The following is a 24,809-nucleotide window of genomic DNA, read 5'->3' as shown; positions in this document are numbered from 1 at the left end:
TCTTCGCGCGAGTGCACACATTTTCCTATGAAAATGAAAAAATACCGCAAAATTGCTTGTCTCACCGATCAGAAATCTTCTGCCCCGCTGGCAACGTAATTTTGCGGTATTCCCACCGCGCCCTACGGATATGAAATCGTTCCGTAAGAACCGATATACTCCTTTATCTGCGTTTACTAATTTAAGAATGAAACTGCCTTACACGGTGTTCGGTAGTTGGACGGCGAAATCTTGATGCCGCTCTTTGCCGTACTTGCGTGGATAACCTGTCCATTGCCTATGTAAAGTGCTACGTGATTGATATAATTGCCGCTCGCATAAAAAAGCAGATCGCCCGGCTGTACTGCGCTGACCGCAACCTCCTTGCCCTTTGCCGCCTGATCTCTCGAGCTTCGTCCGGTTGAAATACCGAAATGTGCAAATACACTCATTGTAAATCCGGAACAGTCCGCACCGTTTGTCAGACTGGTTCCGCCGTATACATACGGATTTCCAAGGAACTGCTTTGCGTATGCCACAACCGCAGAACGGGTAGCATTTGTTACTTCATTTCCAGAAGAGGACGTACCGCCTGTGCCCGGTCCGCCGCCCGGTCCAACGCCGCTTGCAGTGGTCGCTTTCGTCGCTGCCACGGTAGTCGGCGCTTTCGTCTCAACTGCCTTTGTCGTCTCCTTGGCTGCCGCTGTCGTCCCAGCTGCCTTGCTTTCGCTCGGATTCGCCTCTATTGTTCCGCTGTAGGAAGTCTCCGGTGCTTTGGTCGTCTCTTTGGCAGCTGCCGTGGTTTCCTTCGCCGCTGCCGTGGTTTCCGCTGCCCTCGACTCTTCCTCGGCTTTCTTCTTTACCTGTTCCAGGTTCTCGATCGCCGCATTCGCTTCCTGTTTCAGTTTTTCTTCTTCAGCTTTCTGCTGCTGTTCCTCAGCTACGGAAACTGCCTGCTTAAAGTCTACCTGCGTCGTAATATAATCTTTATACACATATCCGACCAGATCATTATCGACGGAAATCTTGGCAAAATCGCCCTCTTCTCCGATCACCTCATACTCTGCATCGGCAGAAAGAAGATCCAGCGTCTTGCCCTCTAAGCTCGGCGTCTCTCTCAGGCGAAGCGTAGAGGTATTTGTAACCTTTGCGTAGGTTGTGCCGACCTCCCTGGCAATCTTGGACGCTTCCTCACCGGTCACAAAATACTGTGCTTTAATATAACCGGTCACGGAACCCGACTGGATATGGTACCATTTGCCGCCCTCGCCGTCCACCGTGTCCAGAATTGTCGCCGCACAGTTATTGTAAATCTTTCCAACTACCTCGCTGCCTGTGCTCGCCTGTGCGCGAACATTGACATAATTGGTCACACGGGAAATCGCGATATTATCGTAGATCGACTTGGACATCGCGCGGACAACCGCCTCAGTCTCGCCAGTTGTCTCCTTTGGCTGGGCTTTCGTCTCTGCTGGCACCTGTGCCGATTTGGCTGTCTGCGCGCCGCCTGCCACTCCCGTCTGACCGGCTCCCGCCACTGCCAGAACTTCTTTAGAAGCAAATGCCTCCGCCAGCTCTTTTTCCGGGTTCAAGCTGCTCGCATAGTAATTATTGATCGCCACTGACGCACCAGCGACCGGGGCATCCGTCTCCAGATTCATCGCCGCCTGGGCGCTCATCTGTCCCGTCCCTGCCATCACAAGGCACGCTCCTGATGCTATCAGAAATTTCAGCGTTTTTCTCATAAGGACCTCCTACTCTTCTGTCCGTTCTGTTCCGTCGTTTTATCTCAAACTGTAACTGTTCAGTACCTTCACAGTCACGCGCAAAAATCCATTAAAAATTGACTACGGCAATGGGATTTTTGCCTGCTGACCCATGTTTTCGTACGGTCAGCGCAGTAAATGCGCAGACCTACTAAACAGTTACTCTGTTTTCTTCTATGTTAAAAATGAGTTATGCCTGAAGATATCGCTCTGCAGATGCCACGCAGTTTGCACCGTCCGATGCCGCTGTCAGAATCTGGCGCAGCGCCTTGGTCCGGACATCTCCGGCTGCAAATACGCCCGGAACGCTCGTCTGACCGCTCTCATCCGCCCGGATGTAGCCCTGCTCATCAAGCTCTAACTGACCCGCATACAGCTCACTCTCCGGTGCGATTCCGACCGCAATAAAGACACCATCCACGTCCAGCCGCCTCTCTTCTCCGGTTTTGGTCTGTCTCAGCCGCAACGCCTCCACCTGAGCGTTCCCTTCAATCGCAACCGTCTCGCTGTTCCAGACAAATTCAATATTTTCAAGCGCCTGTAAGCGCTCCTGCAGCCGTTTTGCCCCGCGAAGCTTGTCTCTGCGGTGGACGATATATACTTTTTCACACATCCGTGCAAGAAAAATTGCATCTTCCAGCGCCGCGTCGCCGCCGCCCACAACGGCAACCGTCCTTCCCCGGAAAAATGCCCCGTCGCAGGTCGCGCAGTATGAAACGCCTGCCCCGCGAAGTTCCTCTTCTCCCGGCACCTCCAACGTCCTGTGATGTGCTCCGGATGCCAGAATCACACAGCGTGCCTCATACGTCTCTTCCTCGCAGACTACTTTCTTCACATTTCCTGAAAGCTCGACCTGCACGACCTCATCCTGTACAACTCTTGCTCCCAGCTTGTTTGCATGCTCCCGGAACTGTCTGGAAAGCTCAAAGCCGGTCACACCCGGAAATCCCGGATAATTGTCCACCTCCCAGGTATTCAGCACCTGTCCGCCGCTGATTCCATTCTTCTCTATCACAATCGTGTCCAGACACGCCCGCTGTGCATAAATCGCCGCACTCAAGCCAGCTGGTCCGGAACCAATGATTATTATATCATACATGGTATACAGTTCCTTTCTTCCGAATCTGTTCGGTAATTGATCCGCTCTATCGCTGTGTCAGATCCATTTGGTTTTAGTATAACACATTTTGGCACTTTCATACAATGCTGTAAAACACTCAGAAGAGCAAAAAATGGATGAAAATTTCTTACGATTTTATGACAGGCGGAAAAATGAAACTATTTCATGAATTTTAAATACATGCTATAATTCAATCAAATATGATGTTGGGGTCAAAAGCTTTTGACCCCTCTGATACCGAATTGCTCTGCACTGCGTGCTCCCGCAATTCTCAAAAACATTCGCATATAAGGAGTTTACTGCCATGAATCATAAAACTATCCTCGTAACCGGCGCTTCCCGCGGAATCGGGAAAGCGATTGCATTAACCTACGCTAAGAACGGCTGGGATGTCGTGATTACCTGCCTGAGGCGGGAAGAAGAATTAAAAAAGACCCAGCGCGAAATCGAAGCGCTGGGCGTTTCCTGCCTTGCCTGGATGGGCGATGCGGGCGATTTTGAGAGCTGTTCCCGCCTGTTTGACGCGATCCGGGAGCGCTTCGGTTCCCTGGATGTCCTCGTCAACAATGCAGGGATTTCCTACATCGGTCTGTTCCAGGATATGACGCCGGACGAGTGGAACCACATTCTCAATACCAACCTGACCTCCGTCTTCAACTGCTGCCGCCTCGCCGTTCCGATGATGGTGTCACGCAAATCGGGACGCATTCTCAATATTTCCTCCGTCTGGGGCGTCTGCGGCGCTTCCTGCGAAGTCGCCTATTCTGCCACCAAAGGCGGCATCAACGCCATGACGCGCGCCCTCGCGAAGGAACTTGCGCCGAACAGCATCCAGGTCAACGCGATCGCCTGCGGCGCTATTGACACCGAAATGAACCAGTTTCTCGATGAAGAAGAACGGAATGCCCTGCTGGAAGAAATTCCAGCAGGACGTATGGGGCGTGCCGAGGAAGTCGGAAAACTGGCATACCAGCTGGGGAGCGAGGACTCCTATTTAACGGGACAGATAATTCAACTGGACGGCGGCTGGATCTAAAACCTGAAATAAATAAACGGATTATACGTGCTGCTGACGAGATACATGGTACACAAAAACAGCAGCACAGCCATAATCACAATATCCACTGTCTTTGTCACTTCTTTCTCATACAAATGCTCCCGCAGCTTCGGGCATATACTCTGCGCGATGCCCGAAAGCAGCACGCCCAGCACCGCAAGAAAAATTACCTTCCGATTCACGAACAGCGATGCCGGATAGATGCCGTTCTCCCAGGTAAACATCTGATGCAGGATCACTTTCGCATCCGCCAGCGTATCGGCGCGGAAGAACACCCAGCCAACCACTACAACCAACGCCGTATAGATGTGATTCAGTCCCCGGAAGCAGTTCTTCTCCAATAGCTTCCCAAGTCCCATGCGTTCCACCACCAGAAACAGCCCATGGTACAATCCCCAGATGATAAAGGTTGCCCCAGCGCCATGCCAGAGCCCGGTCGCAAAAAAGACAATCAGCAGATTAACATACGTCCGCACCTGCCCTTTCCGGTTGCCGCCCAGCGGGATATAAAGATATTCCCTAAACCAGGTCGAGAGTGAAATATGCCAGCGTCTCCAGAACTCGCGGATCGAGGTAGAGATATACGGATAATTGAAGTTCTCCATAAAATCAAATCCAAACATTTTTCCCAATCCGATCGCCATATCCGAATATCCCGAAAAATCAAAATAAATCTGAAGTGTGTACAAAACCGCCAACATCCACGCATTGACCGTTCCCAGCTGTGCCAGCGGTTTCTCCATCATCCAGTCCACCGTCGCCGCAAAGGTATTAGCAAACAACATTTTTTTCGCCAGTCCGTAGGAAAAGCGCTTGATTCCATACGCCATCCCCTCCGCCGTACACTGCCGGTTCCCAATCTGTTCGCAGACATCGTGATACTTGACGATCGGTCCCGCGATGAGCTGCGGAAAGAAGGAAATATAGAGCGCCAGATGAAAGATATTTTTCTGCGCCTGAATCGTCCCCCGGTACACATCCACCACGTAGGAAAGCGCCTGAAACGTGTAGAAGGATATTCCGACCGGAAGAGCAATCTCGCGGAAAGAAAGTGTATGTGCGCCGCCCGCAAAGCGGCTTAACAGAGAATTTGCAATCTCGACTGCGAAGTTAAAATATTTGAAATAGCCCAGAAGAAGGAGGTTTAAAAACACGCAGGTTGTAACAGCAAGGCGCATTCTGTGTTTACTCTGCATCCTCCCAATCCACAATCCAAAGAAATAATTCAGCCCGATCGAAACAAGCATCAGAATCACATACTTCGGCTCGCCCCACGCATAAAAAAAGAGGCTGGCAGTCAGAAGGACGCTATTGCGGATATGCAGATTTTTCGTTATAAAATAAAGAAAAAATACCGCTGGCAAAAAATACCATAGGAACACAAGGGAACTAAATAACATAAATCATACCATCCTGTATTTGTTACTGTTCACGCATACGTGCCCAGTAACAGAATTTGCCGTGGTTTCGCATTTAAATACGGCAACTTCCTGCCGCCACCACGTTTTCTTACGGCACTTTCGGTTCCAAAAGTGCCTACCCGTGAACAGTAACCTGTATTTTCTTATATAGCAGATAAATCATATCTATATTCCAGATACTCTATTATACGGGCAATCCACCTTAATCTGTCAAGTGTTTTTGACCAGAATAAAGAATGTGCCTTGGCGCATCCTCGCGGAGCGTTTTTTGTTTCATAGGACGCAATTTCCTATGAAACAAAAAAACCCTGCCTCCCAGGTTCATCACCTCGGAAACAGGGTTCTCTTTACTCGCTGGCACGGGACTGCGGAGTACTGGGTGGAGTAAATCCGTCCAGCCGGCGCTGTCTCATATATTTATCAGAGAAAAATATACAAAACTCTACTGCTTATTTATTGTAAGAAGATATCTCTTCCTGCTTTTAATTAGTTGTTCTTAGCTGCTGCTTTAGCTTCTTTGATCTTCTCAGTCAGCATCGGAACGATCTTGTTTAAGTCACCTACTACGCCGTAGTCAGCAACATCGAAGATCGGAGCAGACTCATCTTTGTTGATAGCAACGATGATGTCAGACTCTTCCATACCTGCCAGATGCTGAATAGCACCGGAGATACCGATTGCAAAGTATACGTTCGGGCGAACAGTCTTACCTGTCTGACCTACCTGAAGATCCTTCGGCTTCCAGCCAGCATCTACAACTGCACGAGAGCAGCTTACGGTACCGCCGATAGCCTCTGCCAGATCATCCAGAATCTTGAAGTTCTCCGGGCTTCCTACGCCACGACCGCCGGATACAAGGATCTTAGCATCCATGATATCAACGGTGTTGGATACAGCCTTAACAACTTCCAGAATATCAACATATTTGTTGTTCTTTGTGAATCCCGGATTGAACTCAGTAACAACAGCTTTTTTGCCAGCTTCCTTCGGAGCCTTCTGCATAACACCCGGACGAACGGTTGCCATCTGCGGACGGAAATCCGGGCAAGCGATGGTAGCGATGGTGTTGCCGCCGAATGCCGGACGAGTCATAAGCAGCTGATTGTGCTTTGTCTCTCTACCCGGAACCGGATTCATCGGGAAATCACCGATATCAAGTTTTGTACAGTCTGCAGTCAGACCTGTATGGATTCTAGCGCAAACACGCGGACCAAGGTCACGACCGATTGCAGTAGCACCGATCAGGAAGATTTCCGGTTTGAACTCTTCAATAACAGATGCGATTGCATGTGTGTACGGCTCTGTACGGTACTCTTTTAACTCCGGATCGTCTACAACGATAACCTTGTCTGCACCGTACTCTGCTAACTGATCTGCAAGACCCTTAACGTCAGAACCAACTAAAACAGCGGTTACCTCTACTCCTAAATCTTTTGCTAATTCTTTACCTTTGCCAATCAGCTCAAAAGCGATATTGCTGATAACATTATCCACCTGCTGTGCAAAGACAAATACGCCCTTATATGCTTCTAAGTTGTTCATCTTATTCACCACTCTTTTCTATAAAATAATTAGATAATGTGTTTCTCTGCCAGTTTGCCAACGATATAATCTGCGGAAGCTGCCGGATCCAGTTCTACCTTCTCGCCAGCACCCTTTCTTACCTTATCGGAAGCTTTTGCGATCTGTGTCGGTGAACCCTTCAGACCGAGGTTGGAATCCTCAACCTCTTTCAGATCTTTTCTGCCCCAAACGGTGATCTCTTTTGCGTATGCATCGAAGATTCCGCCCGGAGTCATGTAACGCGGCTCGTTTAACTCTGCAAGAGCGGTTAAAAGACACGGAAGCTGTGCTTTTACTACGTGATATCTATCATCATACTGACGCTCAACTACGATGTATTTCTCAGCTTCGTTTACTTCACGGATGTTCTGAGCGTAGCTGATTACCGGAAGTCCAAGATGCTCGGAGATCTGCGGACCTACCTGAGCGGTATCGCCATCGATAGCCTGACGGCCAGTGATGATTAAGTCATAATCAAGGTTGCGAAGTGCACCTGCGATTGTCTGGGAAGTAGCCCAGGTATCTGCACCACCGAGTACACGGTCAGTTACAAGAACACCATTGTCTGCGCCCATAGCCATAGCCTCGCGAAGAACCTCTTCAGCCTTCGGAAGACCCATAGTAACTACGGTAACTTCTGCACCATACTGATCTTTTAAGCGAAGCGCTGCCTCCAGACCTGCTTTATCATCTGGGTTCATGATTGCCAGCATTGCGCTTCTGTCAAGAGTACCATCCGGGTTAAATTTAACTCCGCCTTTGGTATCCGGAACCTGTTTTACACAAACTACAATTTTCACGGTATTTTCACTCCTTATTTTTTTCTTTTTTCTCTAGGACTGAGATTGTTCTGATTTCTCTGCAGACTGAATTATTTTAACAGATCAGCGGAGATAACCATTCTCTGAACCTCAGATGTACCCTCGTAGATCTCAGTGATCTTAGCATCACGCATCATACGCTCTACATCGTACTCTCTCGTGTAGCCGTAACCACCGTGAAGCTGTACAGCCTTGGTTGTAACTTCCATAGCAACCTCTGCTGCATACAGTTTAGCCATAGCTGCTTCTACAGAATAGGTTTTCTGTGTCTTCTTAGCAACGGCTGCTCTGTAAACAAGGAGCTGAGCTGCTTTAACTTTGGTAGCCATATCTGCCAGCTGGAACTGAGTGTTCTGGAACTGACCGATAGCACGACCAAACTGTTTTCTCTCTTTTACGTAATCAACAGTTCTCTCAAGAGCGCCCTCTGCAAGACCAAGTGCCTGGGAAGCGATACCGATACGTCCGCCATCCAGGGTATGCATAGCGATGTGGAAACCTTTGCCCTTCTGGCCAAGCAGGTTCTCTTTCGGGATACGGCAATCTGTGAAGATCAGCTCGTATGTAGCAGATCCACGGATACCCATCTTCTTCTCTTTGGTACCGAAGGTAAAGCCCGGAGTTCCTTTCTCTACGATAAATGCAGAGATCTCTTTTTTCTTTCTGCCCTTTACTTCAACAACGCCTGTTACAGCGATGATAACGTAAATGTCAGCCTCTTTACCATTGGTAATGAAAACTTTGGAGCCGTTTAATACCCACTCGTCGCCGTCTAATACAGCCTTGGTCTGCTGACCCTGAGCATCTGTACCAGCACCCGGCTCAGTAAGACCGAAAGCACCAAGCTTCTCGCCCTTAGCAAGCGGAACCAGGTATTTCTGTTTCTGCTCTTCAGTACCGAAAGTCTGGATCGGATCGCAGCACAGAGATGTGTGTGCAGATACGATAACGCCGGTAGTACCACAAACTTTGGAAAGCTCCTCAACGCACATAGCGTATGTTAACGGATCACAGCCCTGTCCGCCATACTCCTTCGGAACCGGGATGCCCATGAAGCCAAGCTTCTGCATCTTTTTAACGGTTTCCTCCGGGAAGTGCTCTGTCTCGTCAACTTCCTGTGCCAAAGGTTTTACTTCGTTCTCGGCGAAGTCATGGAATAACTTTCTCGCCATTTCATGCTCTTTACTTAATGTAAAATCCATGTGTCTATTCCTCCATCATTTTCTTATATACGCTTAAGAGGCGGCTTTAAGCGCCGCCCCGTTGCGGTTCTTAAAAATCTGGTACTCTATTATGTTTTCATCTGGTCAAGAAGCCAGACTTATGTACATATTAGTTGTACTTGTAGAAGCCTTCGCCAGACTTACGGCCAAGCTTGCCGCCGCGAACCATCTTTCTAAGAAGCGGCTGCGGACGGTACTTCGGGTCACCAGTCTCAGACTGAAGTACTTCCATGATAGCCAGAACAACGTCCAGACCTACCAGGTCGCCCAGTTCAAGCGGTCCCATCGGATGGTTAGCACCCAGCTTCATAGCGGTATCGATACCCTCTACAGAAGCCTCGCCCTCAGCGTAGATACCGATAGCTTCGTTGATCATCGGGATGAGGATACGGTTTACTACGAAACCAGCGCCCTCTTCTACCTGTACCGGGATCTTGCCGATCTCTTCAGAGATCTTCTTAACTTTGTCAACAATCTCTGCCGGAGTGTTTAAGCCTGCGATAACCTCAACCAGCTTCATAACCGGAGCCGGGTTGAAGAAGTGCATACCGATAACCGGGCGGTCAAGACCTGCACCGATCTCTGTAATGGACAGAGAAGATGTATTGGTAGCAAATACGCAGTCTGCCTTGCAGATAGCGCCCAGCTCTTTGAAGGTCTGTTTTTTGATCTCCATGTTCTCGATTGCTGCCTCAACTACGAGATCGCAGTCGCTGCAGATAGTCTTAACGCCGGTATGGATTCTGGCAAGGATCTTGTCTGCATCCTCTTTTGCCATCTTTCCTTTTGCTACTCTCTTCTCAAAGTTCTTGGTAATTTTCAGTTTGCCGTTGGAAGCAAACTCTTCGTTAATATCACACAGGCATACTTCATATCCATCTACCTGGGCAAATGCCTGAGCGATTCCGGAACCCATGGTTCCTGCACCAATAATACCAACTTTCATGACAAATCCTCCTGAAATTATACAACTATAATTTAACTAACTATCTATTGTTAAACTGCTCCACTTTCCGTTTCTCAAGGAATGCCTGCATACCGTTCTTCTGATCTTCTGTCTCGAAGCATCCGCCAAACAGTTTTTCCTCGATCACGATAGCCTGATCCATATCAGTCTGAAGTCCGTCGTTCATCGCCTTCTTGCTGTTTCTGACAGCGATCGGAGCCATCTTTGCGATAGCGCCTGCCAGCTTCTTCGCAGCCGGCATCAGCTCTTCCTGTGTATAAACAGCATTTACAAGTCCAACACGGTATGCCTCGTCCGCTTTGATGTTGCGGGACGCAAATACCATCTCTTTTGCCTTGCCCGGTCCGATGAGACGTGCGAGTCTCTGTGTACCGCCGAAGCCTGGTGTAATACCAAGACCTACTTCAGGCTGTCCGAATAATGCATTGTCCGAGCAGATACGGATATCACAGCTCATGGCAAGCTCGTTGCCGCCGCCGAGTGCGAAACCGTTTACTGCCGCGATAACCGGAACCGGGAAGGTTTCGATCTTGCGGAAAATATCGTTGCCGAATTTACCGAAGTGCTCGCCCTGCTCCTTGGTCATCACGCTCATAGCAGCGATGTCAGCACCGGCTACGAAAGATTTCTCTCCTGCGCCGGTCAGGATAATTGCACGAATTTCGGAAAGGTCTACTGCATCAAATGCAGCTTCAATATCCTTCAGCACATCCTCGTTTAACGCGTTCAGTGCCTTCGGACGATTAATAGTTATGACTGCGACGTGTCCGTCTACCTCATAGTCTACAAATCCCACTTCCAGTTCCTCCTAAAAAGCTCTTGAATTGAAATACGTAAAACCAGAAACAGCCGGAGCGCCGGGGATAAGCCCCGACGACTCCGGTTCTGCGTCAGAAATTAGTCTCTCTCAACGATCGTTGCGCAGCCCATGCCGCCACCGATACACAGAGTAGCCAGACCCTTCTTAGCGTCACGTTTCTGCATCTCGTATAACAGAGTTGTCAGGATACGGCAGCCAGATGCTCCTACCGGATGTCCGATAGCGATTGCACCGCCGTTTACGTTCAGGATGTCTTTGTTGAAGCCAAGGTCACGAGCTACAGCGATAGACTGAGCTGCGAATGCCTCGTTTGCCTCGATCAGGTCGAAGTCTTCTACCTTCCAGCCTGTCTTCTTCAGAACTTTCTTGGTAGCTGCAACCGGTCCAATACCCATGATGCTCGGATCTACACCGCCCAGAGCGCCTGCTACCCATGTAGCCATCGGTTTGATACCCAGTTCTTTTGCTTTCTCTTCGCTCATAACAACTACAGCTGCTGCACCATCGTTGATGGAGGAAGCGTTACCAGCTGTTACACGTCCGTCTTTCTTGAATGCCGGACGAAGCTTGCCAAGAACCTCTACAGTGGAACCCGGACGCGGACCCTCATCGGTATCTACGATAACAGTCTCTTTTTTCTTCTTAACTTCGATCGGAACGATCTCGTCTTTGAAACGTCCAGCCTCGATAGCTGCGCAAGCCTTCTGCTGGCTAGCTGCTGCAAACTCATCGAGTTCTTCTCTTGTGATACCCCACTGATCGCAGATGTTCTCAGCGGTGATACCCATGTGGTAATCGTTGAATGCATCCCACAGAGCGTCATTTACCATGGTGTCGATCATGGTCGCATTGTTCATACGGTATCCGTAACGAGCCTTCATCAGAGCATACGGAGCTGCGGACATATTCTCTGCACCACCAGCTACTACGATGTCAGCATCGCCTGCAAGGATCATATCTGCTGCTGCGTTTACAGCATTCAGACCAGAACCGCAAACCACGTTCAGGGTAACTGCCGGAACTTCTACCGGAAGACCAGCTTTCAGAGACATCTGACGTGCTACGTTCTGACCAAGGCCAGCCTGGATAACACATCCCATGTATACGTGATCAACCTGCTCCGGAGCAACGCCTGCTCTCTTCAGAGCCTCCTTGATAACTACGGCACCCATCTCAGCTGCTGGAACAGTACTGAGCTGGCCACCCATAGAACCTACTGCGGTACGGCATGCACTTGCAATTACGACTTTCTTAGACATTGAAAAAATCCTCCTTGAAAATGATCCACCACGTAAATAACACAACTGCAGTAAATAGTAAAATAGTGATAAATATGATAGTGTATTTGTATCTTAACACCCCACGCGGCTCCTGTCAAATAATTATCAATGGATTTATAAAGATTTAAGATTCTCATTTTTCCGCGTACAATCCACTTATTTCTACATCGTTTTGATCGCCTTTAGGCGGAATGCACAATTTTTTTCTTCCGTTTTCTCAATAAAAGTGATCTTCTCTGGCATTATAACCAACATGGTATTTTGTTTGTGAATTAATAGACAAACTCATTTCTCTTCCATTTACATACACTTATATCTGTAATTCATAAATATGAATATGTCGTCATTTTCCCCTATTTTGTCCTCCGCCTCTTTCGTTGACAAGGGGTAGTGGAGATGATACACTGATAAACAACGGGGGATGTCCGAATCACGCATTTGTACGGACTTCTTCATATTATTAAAAAGGACAAGGTGAATAAGTATGGATTACAAGAAACTGTATGCAGAAAAGCTGGTTTCCGCTGAAAAAGCTGCTTCCGTCGTTAAATCTGGCGACTGGGTTGACTATGGCTGGACCACCGGCACTCCGGTAGCAGTCGATGCTGCTATCGCAAAACGTCTTCCGGAACTGGAGAATGTAAACTTCCGCGGCGGTATCCTGATGTGGGTACCGGAGATCTTCAAGATCGAAAACCCGGCAGCTCATATGACCTGGAACTCCTGGCACATGAGCGGTATCGAGAGAAAGGCAATCGCACAGGGATTCAGCTTCTATGCTCCGATCCGTTATTCCGAGCTTCCGAGATACTATCGTGAGTCCGCAACCAAACCGGATGTAGCTGTATTCCAGGTCGCTCCGATGGACGAGCACGGTTATTTCAACTTCGGACCAAATGCTTCCCATATGGCAGCCTGCTGCGAGACTTCCAAGGTTGTCATCGTAGAGGTCAATGAAAATATGCCGGTCTGCCTCGGCGGATTTGAGAACGGCGTTCATATCTCCAACGTAGACATGATCGTAGAGGGCAGCAACCCGACCATCGCAGAGATGGGAGGCGGCGCAGCAGCGACTGATGTCGATGAAGCAGTTGCAAAACTGATCGTAGACGAGATCCCGGATGGTGCCTGCTTACAGTTAGGTATCGGCGGTATGCCGAACGCAGTTGGTTCCCTGATTGCGAAATCTGACTTAAAGGATCTGGGTGTTCACACCGAGATGTACGTTGACGCATTCGTTGATATTGCCGCAGCCGGCAAGATCACAGGCGCTCACAAAGCACTGGACAAAGGCCGTCAGGTATACGCATTCGGCGCTGGTACCAAGAAACTGTATGACTACTTAAACAACAACCCGGCCTGCATGAGTGCTCCGGTTGATTACACCAACGACGTCCGCACCATCGCAGCCCTGGACAACTTCATGTCCATCAACAACGCGGTTGACCTCGACCTCTTCGGTCAGGTAAATGCAGAGTCCGCAGGAATCAAGCACATCAGCGGTGCAGGCGGACAGCTTGACTTCGTTCTGGGCGCTTACCTGTCCAAGGGCGGAAAGAGCTTCATCTGCTGCTCCTCCACCTTCAAGAACAAGGCTGGCGAGCTGCAGTCCCGTATTCTCCCGACCTTAAATCAGGGTTCCATCGTAACCGATACACGTGCAAACCTGCACTACCTGGTAACCGAGTACGGTAAAGTAAACTTAAAGGGTCTTGCAACCTGGCAGAAATGCGAGGCTATCATCTCCGTTGCACATCCGCAGTTCCGCGATCAGCTGATCAAGGAAGCTGAGAAGATGCATATCTGGAGACAGAGCAATAAGATCTGATAAGAACTCAAGATCTGATAAAATCGGCAGGATTCGGAGACAAAATCCAGCAAACCATCTATGGTATCTGAGACTCCCGGTTCTCCGATACATCAGATACGTTTATTTTCTAAAAAAAGTGCTTTTCCTCTCAAGAAATTTTCTTCGAGAAGAAAGGCACTTTTTTATTTATACTTTTTTCTTATAGTTTTTGTTCTACAAGTCTGTGTCTACCATCCGCTACTGTTCCAGAGACTTCCACCGGAAGTTCGGAATCACATCCGACCACTTATTAATTCCAATGATTGATTTTGCAAAATTCGAAGTTTCCAGCGTGTATCTCTTCTGATCAATGTCGTGGAAAACTCTCCAGAGCTTTCGATCCTTTACCGCTACAATCTCATTGCCCTGATTCATATCACAGGACCACAGACCGAAGCTTAAGCCTGCCCTTACCTCTGACGGCGCATCGACCTGACGACTCAGAATGTACGCGTCGATATACGGGTTGCTGTCTACGATATAGTAAGAATATGCAAATGCCGCCGCCTGGATATCCGACACATCGCCGCGCGTCAGACTCTGTGCAGTAAATCCTTCCTCCGTCAGAATGACATGGCGCACCTCGCCGGATGCTGTCTTCATCGAATCCTGATTCAGATAATCGGTCAGTACATGCAGGTTTGCAAAGTTGACAATCGGTGAATCTGCACTCTCGGTTACCAGCCCCGTTGCCGGATCATCCCAGAATTCCGGTTCCGTCATCGGGTACGGATACGGATGGTAGGCAATGCCCCAGTCCATCTGACCTTCCGTTACTGCCAGGGCGTTAAACGTATCAACAATGCCTTTGCCCGTATAATGCACCTGATCGTTCAGGTTCTCATACGGAGCTCCCCACCAGAAATCAAGTGAAAAATAAACCCGGTCATTCGCACTTGTGCTCTTGATCGCCGTGTAGAACGTGCGGAATGCCTGCTGATACGTGGATACATATGTATTCAAATCTGCCGGTCCCATGTAGTTCCAAATCTGGTTGTTGATCTCATTGCCCAGAATCCAGTTGGAAATCTTCGCATAATTTGAATTATGATTCTTGCCGCTGTAACGATCCGCCAAAAACGCGAAGATCGCACGCGTTGTCTCAAATCCTTCCTGTGTCTTCGTGTTAAACATATAATAATTGGCGCTCGAAGATTTCGCAGTTCCCGCATGAACCAGTTCCGGGTGCGCGTCATTCCAGTCATTTAAAACGATCGCCGTCACAGATATATCTTTTCCGATATATGTACTGATCACCTTGTCATAATTTTCAACCACCGACTTATTAAAATGATACGTTTTTCCATCGTACTCATAATCAATGCCACTTCCTAAAAACTGGGAAAATGCGATATTGACCGCCACATGTTTGACGCCCAGTGTAAATGCATCGTTGAGCATATTTAACTGGATATTCAAGCCCTTTTTCGTCAGCGGCGTCTTAAACGCATCCTGATTGGATGCAACCACCTCCGGATTTGTGATATAATGTGCCGCGCCAACTGCCGTAAATGCAGTTCCGTCAAACACTGCCGGAACAAACCGGCTGTAAAGGCGGTCCTGGGCAGTTCCCTTGTTTAAAGGAATCGAGACGGTCCTCGTCTCCCCTGCGCCTACGCTGCTGACATAATCAGTCCGACTTCCAATCTCCGACTCATACGGCCGCAATTCAAACAGATAAATCTTTCCGTCCGTCCCCGTTGTATCACCGTTGCTTGAAAGTGAAATATCCACTGTATTCTGCCCCGAACCAATCAGACAGGAGCCGATCGAAGCGGTTATCTGAAACGTCTGCGCCGCCAGTGCTGTGAACGCAGCCGCCACACTCAGGCAGACCGCTGCAGCCAGGACAAGCGCCGTTTTCATCCATTTTTTCATCCTGTTCCTTCCTTTCCGTCTAATATCCTATGGTATTTGATCATACTTCATTCTTCCGTCAGATTCAATTACTATTTTATTAAGGATTATTACAACTATTTTGGAAATTCTGTATGATTCCCAGCATTTTATCTTTTCCAAGCCTTGATTTCTTTCTTATTCCTATTCTTTTACCACTTGCAAATATTGGTTTTATATATATAAATCCCTTAAAAACGCAAGTTTAAAAAGCTACAGTTTCCGGAACCATCAAGTATTCCTTCTACCATAGCTTTTTGATATTACCGATTATTTAGTTCTTAATGCCCTCATCGCATTTAAAATTGCAATGACGGAAACACCGACGTCCGCAAACACGGCTTCCCACATATTCGCCACTCCAGCCGCGCCCATCAGAAGCACAACCGCCTTAACCGCCAGAGCAAACACGATATTCTGGTGCGCAATTGCCATTGTCTTGCGTCCGATTTTAACCACACCTGCAATCTTCGCCGGGTTATCATCCATCAGGACAATGTCCGCCGCCTCGATCGCCGCGTCACTTCCCATGCTTCCCATTGCAATACCGACATCTGCGCGGGAGAGAACCGGTGCATCGTTGATGCCGTCGCCGACAAATGCCAGCTTCCGCTTTCCGGTCATCTCCGCCAGCATCTCCTCGACCTTCTGCACCTTATCCGCCGGAAGCAGCTCCGTGTACGCCTGATCGATGCCAACCTTCGCAGCCACCGCCTCGCCGACCGCTTTCCGGTCGCCCGTCAGCATAACAGTACGGCGGATTCCAGCCACCTTCAGTCCACGGATCGCATCCTCCGTCTCCGGCTTGATCGTATCGGCAATCAGGATACTTCCGGCAAATTTTCCGTCCTTTGCCAGATAAATCACAGTGCCGATGCCGTCGCATTCCTGATACGGTATATTTTTACTCTTCATCAGGCGTCCATTACCCGCCAGAACTTTGTGACCGTCAATCGTTGTCTCGATACCATGACCGGAAATCTCGTTGGTTTCACCAATGCGGGTTAAGTCGATCAGGGGTTTGCGTACCACTCCCTGCACACCCTCTTTGGACTGCACCTCTTTTATTGTGTCATTGTCAGCATCCAGAACGATTTCTGCTGTTCCCGCATTCGCCTTTTGAGTTTCTGCTTCTGCCAAACTGCCTTTTCTCTCACGATACGCCTCCCGTATCGATTCCGCGATCGGATGCGTCGAATAATTCTCGGCATACGCCGCCAGCTCCAGAAGCTCATCCTCACTGATTCCCGCCGGATGCAGCTCCGTCACTTTAAACTCGCCCTTCGTCAGGGTGCCTGTCTTATCAAATACAACCGTATCCAGCTCCGAAACTGCCTCCAGATAATTGCTTCCCTTGACTAACACACCGATGCGGGATGCAGCACCAATGCCGCCAAAGAAGCTAAGCGGAACCGAAATCACCAGCGCACACGGGCAGGAAATTACCAGGAAAATACAAGCTCGCTGAATCCACTCGCCAAATTCTCCGCCCAGCACAATCGGCGGCACAAATGCCAAAGCAACCGCCGCGATCACGACCACCGGCGTATAATATCTGGCAAACCGAGTGATAAAGTTCTCCACCTTCGCCTTCTTGCTGCTGGCATTCTCCACCAGCTCCAGAATCCGTGCCACCGTCGAATCATCAAATTCTTTCGTCACGCGCACCCGCAGAAGCCCGCTGCCATTGACACATCCGCTGATGATTTCATCCCCGGCTGCCGCACCGCGCGGTACCGATTCACCAGTCAGCGCCGAGGTATCGATCATCGATTCACCCTCTACCACCACGCCATCCAGCGGAATCCGCTCTCCCGGCTGTACCACGATGATGTCATCCACTTCCACATCATCCGGATCGACCTGCTCTATCTGTCCATCTTTTTCAATATTGGCATATTCCGGGCAGATATTCATGAGATCGCTGATCGACTGGCGCGAACGGTTGACCGCATAACTCTGAAACAGCTCGCCAACCTGATAGAACAGCATAACCGCAACCGCCTCAGAAAACTCGCCCACACCGAACGCTCCGAACGTCGCTACTGTCATGAGGAAATTCTCATCAAATACCTGACCATTTTTAATCCCCCGGAACGCCTTGTATACAATATCCCATCCAATAATCAGATACGGAATTAAAAATACGACTAACTCTGTCCACGGCTGCGGCATTCCGGCAAATACATTCATTTTTTTCGCTGCTGCCGCCGCGATATATACGATTGCCGCCGCGACGATCCGCTTCAGCATCGTTTTCTGCTTCTGATTCATAAAGCCTCCCTTCATTCTGGAAACACATTCCCAGAAAAAAAGATATAGGAAAATGTGCCGGCACAGCTCATTTGCCTATATCTTTTTACTTTGCCCTTCTGTGCATTACACAATCTGATTTTATTCTTTTAAAAAGCAGCTTTTGATCCGATTATGCCTTTTCCAATTTTACATATTAATAATGCAGTCCGGTTCCACCTTCTTGCACACTTCTACAACCTCTTTCATGATCTCGTCGAAACGTGCGTCATCCGCATCGATCGTCATTTTCTGCATCATAAAGCTGACACTCGCATCATTAACTCCATCCAGCTTCTTGATCGCATCCTCCATCTTTGCTGCACAGTTTGCACAATCCAGATCAGTTAATTTAAATTTCTTCTTCATGATAATCCTCCTCTTTTTATTGAGTTATAAATTTTTAATGTTTGCTTTCCGAGACCTGCAATTTTTTTCTTTACAGATAGCACCGCTTTCACATTCATTCAATCCATTATCATCATTCAAGGAACTTGCTATTCTTTAATATGCTCAAAGCCCTGGTTGATAATCCGGTAAACATGGTCGTCTGCCAGCGAATAGAACACCGACTTTCCGTCCCGGCGGCTCTTGACAAGCTGCGACTGCTTGAGAATCCGAAGCTGATGCGAAATCGCCGACTGCGTCATATTAAGCAGCTGTGCAATGTCGCAGACACACATCTCCGACTCAAACAGCACAAACAAAATCCGGATCCGCGTCGAATCACCAAATACCTTAAACAGCTCCGCCAGATCATACAAATCATCGTCATCCGGCAGCATTCCCCGGACCGACTGCACAACCTCATCGTGAACAGCACACTCCTCACAGCACTCTACATCATGAATTGCCATCCGATTTCTCCCTTCATGCTACGCGTTTCTGCCCTGCTTCATTGCTTCTTTCGTGAAAGCAGTTTGCAGGATTTTATCAAGATTTCTTTGAAATATTTTTATTTATATGAATCATTGTTCATATGTTCATTATATGAATGTAACTGGGAAATGTCAAGAAATATTTGTGGGAATTTAAAAGGAGTAAATGAAATATTTTCTCAATTATAAAATGCTGCAAAAAAGACTGTTCATACAGACAAAATCCACTAAGTAATGCGCGTAAATGTGCTTCTTTCTGCCCGGTTTACAGATGATACTCTGTAAACCGGCACAGTTCAAATATCTATTCTCTACATCCTATGCTTTTTTGTCTATTTATGAACAGTCCGTTCTTTTTTATTCATTATTATATATCTTTTGCAGTTTATTTTTTCGACACTGCTTGAGCTATATTATCCATCGTCTGATGATCTTTTGCCTCTTTCTGCAACCCCGACTTAGACTTCTAATAGAATCTCTCCTCGCCCGGAATCGTATCCAAATGTTCCTGCCATTTCTCAGCCGGTACATCATGAACCGATACCGTCACAACCTTCGGATCCTTCTTTAATTCTTCTGATACCAGCGTTCTGACCTTCTCAGCCAGCGCTGCCTTCTCTTCCCGGCTCCGTCCCGGGTACATAGATATTGCAATGTGTGGCATGATTTTCCTCCTTTGTACTAATAGCACTCTTCCAAAATATCCAAGATTTCCGCGTGCGTCAGCTGCCGATACCCGCCGTCATTGCGGATACATGAATCAGCAATCGTTTTCAGCAGGCTCTGATCTGTGATTCCCAGTTCCCGCAGCGTCCCCGGCAAACCAATCTCATGAATAAACGCCTGCAATGCGTCAATTCCTCCAAATGCCAGTTCTTCCTCATCGCCGCCATCTGGTGACATTCCCCAGACATTTACGGCAAATTTCACAAATTTCTTGATGCCGTCCCGGCAAATTCGACGATAATACGCCGGATGGATCACGCCAAGTCCCATGCCGTGGTTGCAGTCCGTGTAAGCCCCCATCTGATGTTCAATCATATGCGCCTCAAAATCACACTGTTTTCCTAATTTGATAATGCCAATCTCCGCCATCGTGGACGCCCACATCAGGTTGCTGCGCGCCTCATAATTTTCCGGTTCCCGGATCGCCACCGGCAGGTTCTCAATAATACTCCGCATCAACGCCTCCGAGATCGCATCCGAAAGATTATCCTCATCCGGTGCACTGAAATATGTCTCCATCACATGGCTGAGCATATCAAAACCGCCCGCTGCCGTCTGGAGTGGAGAAACCGTGTAGGTATATTTCGGGTCCATCATCGCAAACACCGGATTGCAGCGCGGATAATTCCGGCTCGTCTTAATTTTCTGTTCCTCATGGGTGATTACACCCTCGCCGTTGACCTCGCTTCCAGTGCCGACCACGGTCACAATCACGCCCACCGGAACCGGCTCAAAATCAATCTCGCCCTTTTTGATCCAGTATTCCTCCCAGACGTCCTTGTCCGTCGCAGCCGCCATTGAGATCGCCTTGCTGCAGTCCATGACTGAACCGCCGCCCACGGCCAGGATCAGATCCACTTGATTTTCCTGTACGACTTTTTTCCCTTCCATCACCTTGCTGTAAGTCGGGTTCGGCATGATGCCAGAAAATTCTATCACCTGTTTTCCAGCCAGCTTTAAGACATCCATCACTTCCTGATAAATGCCATTCATCTTGATCGAGCCGCCGCCATACGCCAGCATCACCGTTTCCCCATACGGCTTCACCGCCTCCAGCAGGTGCTCCTTCACACAGCCTCCGCCAAAATAAATCTTTGTCGCATTTTCAAATGTAAACGCCCGCATCGTTCCCTGTCCTTTCTGAACCCGTTCCGGCAAATGCTTTTGCATCCGCCTGATGTTCTGCCTTCTTCTTCGTAGATATGTTTTTTTGAATCTTTATTTTGATTATTTTTCTCCTTTATCTCAGATTCATCAAATGTTCAGCTATAACTCACACTAGATTTGACAAGTTCTCTGTAAGTGTTCATATTATATCACGATTCGCATCTTCGATGCTTACCGCTGCTGACGCAGCTATCGTGATCGCCATTCGCCGTTCGCCATAAATCTGCAAGCAGCTCTCTGGCTCACTTGCGCTCATTATATCATATTACCTTTTTACATTCTATCTTTTTCAGAAATTTCACGCATATATTTTCATTTTTATGAATAAAATTGCACAAACTTATATCTGCGTGTCATTTTTATTCCCCCATCCACTTCCAAAATATTTTCCGAAATTTATGATTTCTTCACATTCCGAACATACTTTTATCACATTTTTTCGATATAGTAATACGCGTAAAGGCAAAAGACCTTTCATAATATACTTTTTCATACCTACGCCGACAGGAGTCCGTTCCTGTCGGCTCCTCCTATTTTAAGGGATATATCTACTCAAGCGGGCAGTTTCATGATAAAATAAACACACAGATAGAATCATCTCACAAACACAGATTCTATATTAAATTTACAATAAAAATAGCTGCATGAATCACATATATTAGGAGGAACTTCTCATGAAACACGAACTGACGCAGGAAGAAATCCTGGTTGAAATAAAAGACATTCTATCAGAATACGTAGAAATCACCCGCCCGCTGACATCGGCTGACCGCCTGATCGACGATCTGGGGCTGGATTCATTTTTGATCGTATACTTTATCACAGAAATCGAAGACTGCTTCGAGATCGATATTCCGGAAACGGATTTTATCGAGCTTGTCACGGTCAAGGATCTCTGCGAACGGATTCAGCTGGAAATAAAAAAGCACTCCACTTATTAATACCAGCGTGTCATCGGCAAGTCATTATTAATTCCTTTTGTAAATAAAATCTGGTGCAGACGCAGGTTTTCCACATCCAGGATATAAAATCCATCTGCTGAACCACAAGAAATCATTTCCCAGAGACTTAGAACCATTACGCCCGGGAAAATATATTTTTTAATCCACGAATCGCCCGGATGTTCCTCCAGCACACTGATAAATTGCAACAGAAACAGTCCGTTCCTTCCATCTTAACCTGAAATGGATACTCATCAAACTTTTGGTTATATCTGTCCCTGTTCTTTCAGATATGCCTGAAAACCCACACAGCCCTCCAGAACATCTTCATACGTCGCGTCAAAATCACCCGTATACCACGGATCCGCGATGTCACGGTCTGAACCTGCAAATGTGAGGAATTTGTATATTTTCCCCTCCGGATCGCCTTTCAGCATCCGGTTTAAATTTCGGATATTGGCACTGTCCATACCTATGATATAATCAAATTTCTCATAATCCGCCCACGTCACCTGCCGCGCCCGGTGCGGCACCAGAGGAATTCCAACCTTCCTCAGCTTATTCACCGTCCCCCGGTGCGGTGGATTGCCGATTTCTTCGGTGCTTGTGGCGGCGCTGTCGATAAGGAAGTGGGCGGAAAGCCCTTGGGATGCGACTTTATGGGTGAAGACACTTTGGGCTAGGGTGGAACGGCAGATGTTGCCGTGGCAGATGAAAAGTATTTTTATCATAGTTTTATTTCTCCTTGATTTGCCCCGGAATGCCCTGTTTTGCAAGGAATTTCGGGGATTTGTAAAATGTGTGTTTTGACTGGCATCTTGGCAAAATAGGGCAAGATTGAGCAAGTTGTTGCGGGCTGTTAGTAGTAAAGTTGGTAGTAAAATCAAACTTCCTACTACTAAGGCTTTTCATCAGTAGGAACATCCGAATTCACTTTCTTCTTTTCTTCAGCGTTTTCTATTAACCGAGCAGCCTCTAAATCCCCTGAGATTCTACTATATGTTTCTTCCATTTCGTCCGAAAATAATTTGCCATAAGAATTCAGCGTGTCTGCTGTTGCAGTCATACTTTCGATTGCAGGCATTTTACACATAGCTTTTATACTATTGGCTTGTGCCGCCATTTCGCTTGCTATTCTTGCTGCAGGGATATTAAGAGCATCCGTAGTCGCCATAATATTATTAATTCCTGTTATTTCGGGCATTGTCGGTAGTCGACTAGCCTGTGCTGCCATTTCACTTGCCATCTTCATTCCAGAACTATGATATAACGCCTTAGCCGCTGCCATTGCAGAGCTACCAATTTGCGGCACATTATATACGCTTTGAAAATGCTGAGACAATTCTGCGCCTAATGTTAATTGAGGCATTATATCTGGGATATTTATCTGTGGCATTGCAGCCTCAATAACAACTCTACCAAATGATGCTAATGCAGATTTCATACTTTCTACCCACTTTGGAACATAATCTCCAAGAATATTAGAAATTACATTTCCCAATGCTGAAACAACATCTACCAAGTGTGTTTCCGTATATATATCCTCTTCTAACACATTAATAGCATCTACCAAAAGTTTATTAACAGCTTTTAATGATTTTCTAACCTTTTCATATTCTTGTTGTGTTATCCTTTTATGGTGCATAACTGTATTTCTGTATGGTTGCAACTCTTCAATTTTTTCTTTGAAATTTTGAAATTTTTTATATTGCCCAAAGAACCTGTCCCACAAGGAAACACTTCGACATTTATCAATTATGCTTGTCATCTCTTCTTTTGACCAACTTTGAATATGTTCTTTCGCCAGTTCACTTTCTAATACCTCTGACAAATTTTGACTACTGAACGGCACAAAAAGATATTCTTTAAGTTGTTCATACGTCAATTCATTTAATGCACCTTCTACTAACTTTGTTTTATTCCCCTTACCCTTCAATGTATTTTGCAAACTTTCACTAAAGGATTTTTCATACCATCCCACTCCAAATATTTTTATAACGGTAATATAAACTAATTCTCGAGTTCTTCGTTCAAAAATTCCAAATAGCGGCATTAACTTACAACAATACAACTGTGAGACCTCATCATATGTAATTACAATATTCCAATCTTTTCTGTGCTCTCCCTGTATTAGTTTATTTATACAACAGTCCAAAACCCTTGCTGATTTAGCCGATGTATATTCGCATTCAAATTTTACAAATACCATATTAGCATTTTTTGTCGACAACTGATATTTTACATTTACACACTCTTCATTTAAATCAAACTCAAAATTTTCGTCTTGAAGATTATTATACAGTTTCTTAAATACATTTTTTACTGCCTGTTTCATTCCCATCTGTAATTTTTGCTTGCTTCCATCCTTAGGAAGAACAATTATATCCACTTCCATATTTTTCACTCCTATCCTATAATGCTAATCTTTATCTTTTTTATCTAATGGGGACCAAAACACAAAAAATCTATTAAGAATACCTATTGAACTTGAAAAAACAAATTCAACCCCACATGCAATAAATATACATATCCATAAATATTGAGAATAAATAGCCGTGTATTCATTTACAAAATTATTATCAAAAACATAACCCATCATTAGAAATATTAGAACATTTTCAAGGCTGCTTGAAAAACGGAATGATGCCCCTATCCTAAGCCTGTGAAAATAATCTATTCTTTCATTATTATTAGACACTTTATACATAATTTCATAAATAATTGCTGCAATAACAAATATTACGAATGCTATGATTACCAAACTTGTAAATAAATGTGCCCCAATTCTTGCAATATCTAAAATTATACTTTGTATTTTCTCGCTTATCAGACCTTTAATACACTTCTGCACATTCCAAACCCTACTGGTAAACAAAATCAAAATCAACCACAAAAAAGTTACGGATTTTAGATGAAATAACCTATATTGCCTTTTTTCTTTATTTTCTCCCAATAACAGCTCAAAAATTTTAATTAAAAATTCTCCCATGATATATCTCCTCAAGTGCATTTTTCTCATAGAACTTTCATTATATTATATCGT

At 46.6% G+C, this 24,809-nt stretch carries 21 protein-coding genes and 1 pseudogene; 3 read left to right on the top strand and 19 right to left on the bottom strand.

The features are described from left to right. Nucleotides 1–176: 176 nt before the first annotated feature. Nucleotides 177–1,724, bottom strand: coding sequence for an SH3 domain-containing C40 family peptidase (locus DW739_RS10755; RefSeq protein WP_107001367.1), 1,548 nt, complete (start codon nt 1,722–1,724; stop codon nt 177–179). A gap of 211 nt (nt 1,725–1,935) precedes the next feature. Continuing rightward, a complete protein-coding gene (gene trxB / locus DW739_RS10750) occupies nt 1,936–2,853 on the bottom strand; it encodes a thioredoxin-disulfide reductase (RefSeq protein ID WP_107001366.1) in 918 nt (305 codons plus the stop codon). A 316-nt stretch (nt 2,854–3,169) separates the two neighbouring features. Between trxB and DW739_RS10745 the strand changes: the two genes are divergently transcribed. Further along, nucleotides 3,170–3,901, top strand: coding sequence for an SDR family oxidoreductase (locus tag DW739_RS10745; RefSeq protein ID WP_118743051.1), 732 nt, complete (start codon nt 3,170–3,172; stop codon nt 3,899–3,901). Here DW739_RS10745 and DW739_RS10740 read toward each other — a convergent pair. The 7 genes from DW739_RS10740 to DW739_RS10710 all read right to left on the bottom strand — a co-directional run bounded on the left by DW739_RS10740 (nt 3,898) and on the right by DW739_RS10710 (nt 11,996). Further along, the gene (locus DW739_RS10740; RefSeq protein ID WP_118743050.1) at nt 3,898–5,322 is read right to left on the bottom strand and encodes an MBOAT family protein; all 1,425 of its coding nucleotides are present in this window, start codon (nt 5,320–5,322) and stop codon (nt 3,898–3,900) included. The genes DW739_RS10745 and DW739_RS10740 overlap by 4 nt on opposite strands. 507 nt (nt 5,323–5,829) lie before the next feature. After that, the gene (locus DW739_RS10735) at nt 5,830–6,885 is read right to left on the bottom strand and encodes an electron transfer flavoprotein subunit alpha/FixB family protein (protein WP_117796101.1); all 1,056 of its coding nucleotides are present in this window, start codon (nt 6,883–6,885) and stop codon (nt 5,830–5,832) included. A 29-nt stretch (nt 6,886–6,914) separates the two neighbouring features. Further along, complete coding sequence (locus tag DW739_RS10730) at nt 6,915–7,706, bottom strand: electron transfer flavoprotein subunit beta/FixA family protein (protein WP_118629344.1); 792 nt, start codon at nt 7,704–7,706, stop codon at nt 6,915–6,917. Between the two features lie 71 nt (nt 7,707–7,777). Then, nucleotides 7,778–8,929, bottom strand: a complete 1,152-nt coding sequence (locus DW739_RS10725; protein WP_107001362.1) for an acyl-CoA dehydrogenase — start codon at nt 8,927–8,929, stop codon at nt 7,778–7,780. A gap of 130 nt (nt 8,930–9,059) precedes the next feature. After that, nucleotides 9,060–9,896: a 3-hydroxyacyl-CoA dehydrogenase NAD-binding domain-containing protein gene (locus tag DW739_RS10720; protein WP_118638306.1), complete on the bottom strand. Its 837-nt coding sequence runs from the start codon at nt 9,894–9,896 to the stop codon at nt 9,060–9,062. Nucleotides 9,897–9,936: 40 nt separating this feature from the next. Further along, nucleotides 9,937–10,713: an enoyl-CoA hydratase-related protein gene (locus DW739_RS10715; RefSeq protein ID WP_022358585.1), complete on the bottom strand. Its 777-nt coding sequence runs from the start codon at nt 10,711–10,713 to the stop codon at nt 9,937–9,939. 101 nt (nt 10,714–10,814) lie between these two features. Beyond that, nucleotides 10,815–11,996, bottom strand: a complete 1,182-nt coding sequence (locus DW739_RS10710; RefSeq protein ID WP_107001360.1) for an acetyl-CoA C-acetyltransferase — start codon at nt 11,994–11,996, stop codon at nt 10,815–10,817. Nucleotides 11,997–12,501: 505 nt separating this feature from the next. On the opposite strand from DW739_RS10710, the gene DW739_RS10705 reads away from it, so the two are divergent. Then, nucleotides 12,502–13,845 carry a butyryl-CoA:acetate CoA-transferase gene (locus tag DW739_RS10705; RefSeq protein ID WP_118472575.1) on the top strand — a complete coding sequence of 448 codons (1,344 nt, stop codon included), beginning with the start codon at nt 12,502–12,504 and terminating at the stop codon, nt 13,843–13,845. 219 nt (nt 13,846–14,064) lie between these two features. On the opposite strand, the gene DW739_RS10700 is transcribed toward DW739_RS10705, so the two are convergent. From DW739_RS10700 to DW739_RS10675, 6 genes are all read right to left on the bottom strand, one after another. Beyond that, nucleotides 14,065–15,744 (bottom strand): DUF5722 domain-containing protein, encoded by a 1,680-nt coding sequence (locus DW739_RS10700; RefSeq protein WP_118652093.1) that lies wholly within the window; start codon nt 15,742–15,744, stop codon nt 14,065–14,067. Between the two features lie 288 nt (nt 15,745–16,032). After that, nucleotides 16,033–18,036 (bottom strand): heavy metal translocating P-type ATPase, encoded by a 2,004-nt coding sequence (locus DW739_RS10695; protein WP_118743049.1) that lies wholly within the window; start codon nt 18,034–18,036, stop codon nt 16,033–16,035. Between the two features lie 168 nt (nt 18,037–18,204). Further along, nucleotides 18,205–18,423, bottom strand: coding sequence for a cation transporter (locus DW739_RS10690; protein WP_022358590.1), 219 nt, complete (start codon nt 18,421–18,423; stop codon nt 18,205–18,207). 128 nt (nt 18,424–18,551) lie between these two features. Continuing rightward, entirely contained in the window at nt 18,552–18,911 is a 360-nt protein-coding gene (locus DW739_RS10685) for a metalloregulator ArsR/SmtB family transcription factor (RefSeq protein ID WP_022358591.1), read from the bottom strand. Nucleotides 18,912–19,398: 487 nt separating this feature from the next. After that, complete coding sequence (locus tag DW739_RS10680) at nt 19,399–19,596, bottom strand: tautomerase family protein (RefSeq protein ID WP_118629350.1); 198 nt, start codon at nt 19,594–19,596, stop codon at nt 19,399–19,401. Between the two features lie 17 nt (nt 19,597–19,613). Next, nucleotides 19,614–20,783 (bottom strand): iron-containing alcohol dehydrogenase, encoded by a 1,170-nt coding sequence (locus tag DW739_RS10675; protein WP_118743093.1) that lies wholly within the window; start codon nt 20,781–20,783, stop codon nt 19,614–19,616. Between the two features lie 716 nt (nt 20,784–21,499). On the opposite strand from DW739_RS10675, the gene DW739_RS10670 reads away from it, so the two are divergent. Further along, the gene (locus DW739_RS10670; protein WP_107001355.1) at nt 21,500–21,766 is read left to right on the top strand and encodes a phosphopantetheine-binding protein; all 267 of its coding nucleotides are present in this window, start codon (nt 21,500–21,502) and stop codon (nt 21,764–21,766) included. Here the strand turns inward: DW739_RS10670 and DW739_RS10665 are convergent. From DW739_RS10665 to DW739_RS10650, 4 genes and pseudogenes are all read right to left on the bottom strand, one after another. Continuing rightward, nucleotides 21,763–21,987: pseudogene (locus DW739_RS10665) on the bottom strand (SAM-dependent methyltransferase); the annotation flags it as partial. The gene DW739_RS10670 and the pseudogene DW739_RS10665 sit on opposite strands and share 4 nt — an antisense overlap. 45 nt (nt 21,988–22,032) lie before the next feature. Then, nucleotides 22,033–22,497, bottom strand: coding sequence for a low molecular weight protein-tyrosine-phosphatase (locus DW739_RS10660; protein WP_118743048.1), 465 nt, complete (start codon nt 22,495–22,497; stop codon nt 22,033–22,035). A gap of 167 nt (nt 22,498–22,664) precedes the next feature. Continuing rightward, entirely contained in the window at nt 22,665–24,161 is a 1,497-nt protein-coding gene (locus tag DW739_RS10655; RefSeq protein ID WP_118743047.1) for a hypothetical protein, read from the bottom strand. A 24-nt stretch (nt 24,162–24,185) separates the two neighbouring features. Further along, complete coding sequence (locus DW739_RS10650) at nt 24,186–24,755, bottom strand: hypothetical protein (RefSeq protein ID WP_118743046.1); 570 nt, start codon at nt 24,753–24,755, stop codon at nt 24,186–24,188. Between the last annotated feature and the right edge of the window lie 54 nt (nt 24,756–24,809).

Origin of the sequence: Clostridium sp. AM28-20LB, assembly GCF_003480665.1 — a bacterium.
Taxonomy (GTDB): Bacteria; Bacillota; Clostridia; order Lachnospirales; family Lachnospiraceae; genus Otoolea; species Otoolea fessa.
The sequence above is the reverse complement of the archived record's forward strand: the minus strand, read 5'-3'. Positions and strand labels throughout refer to the sequence as shown.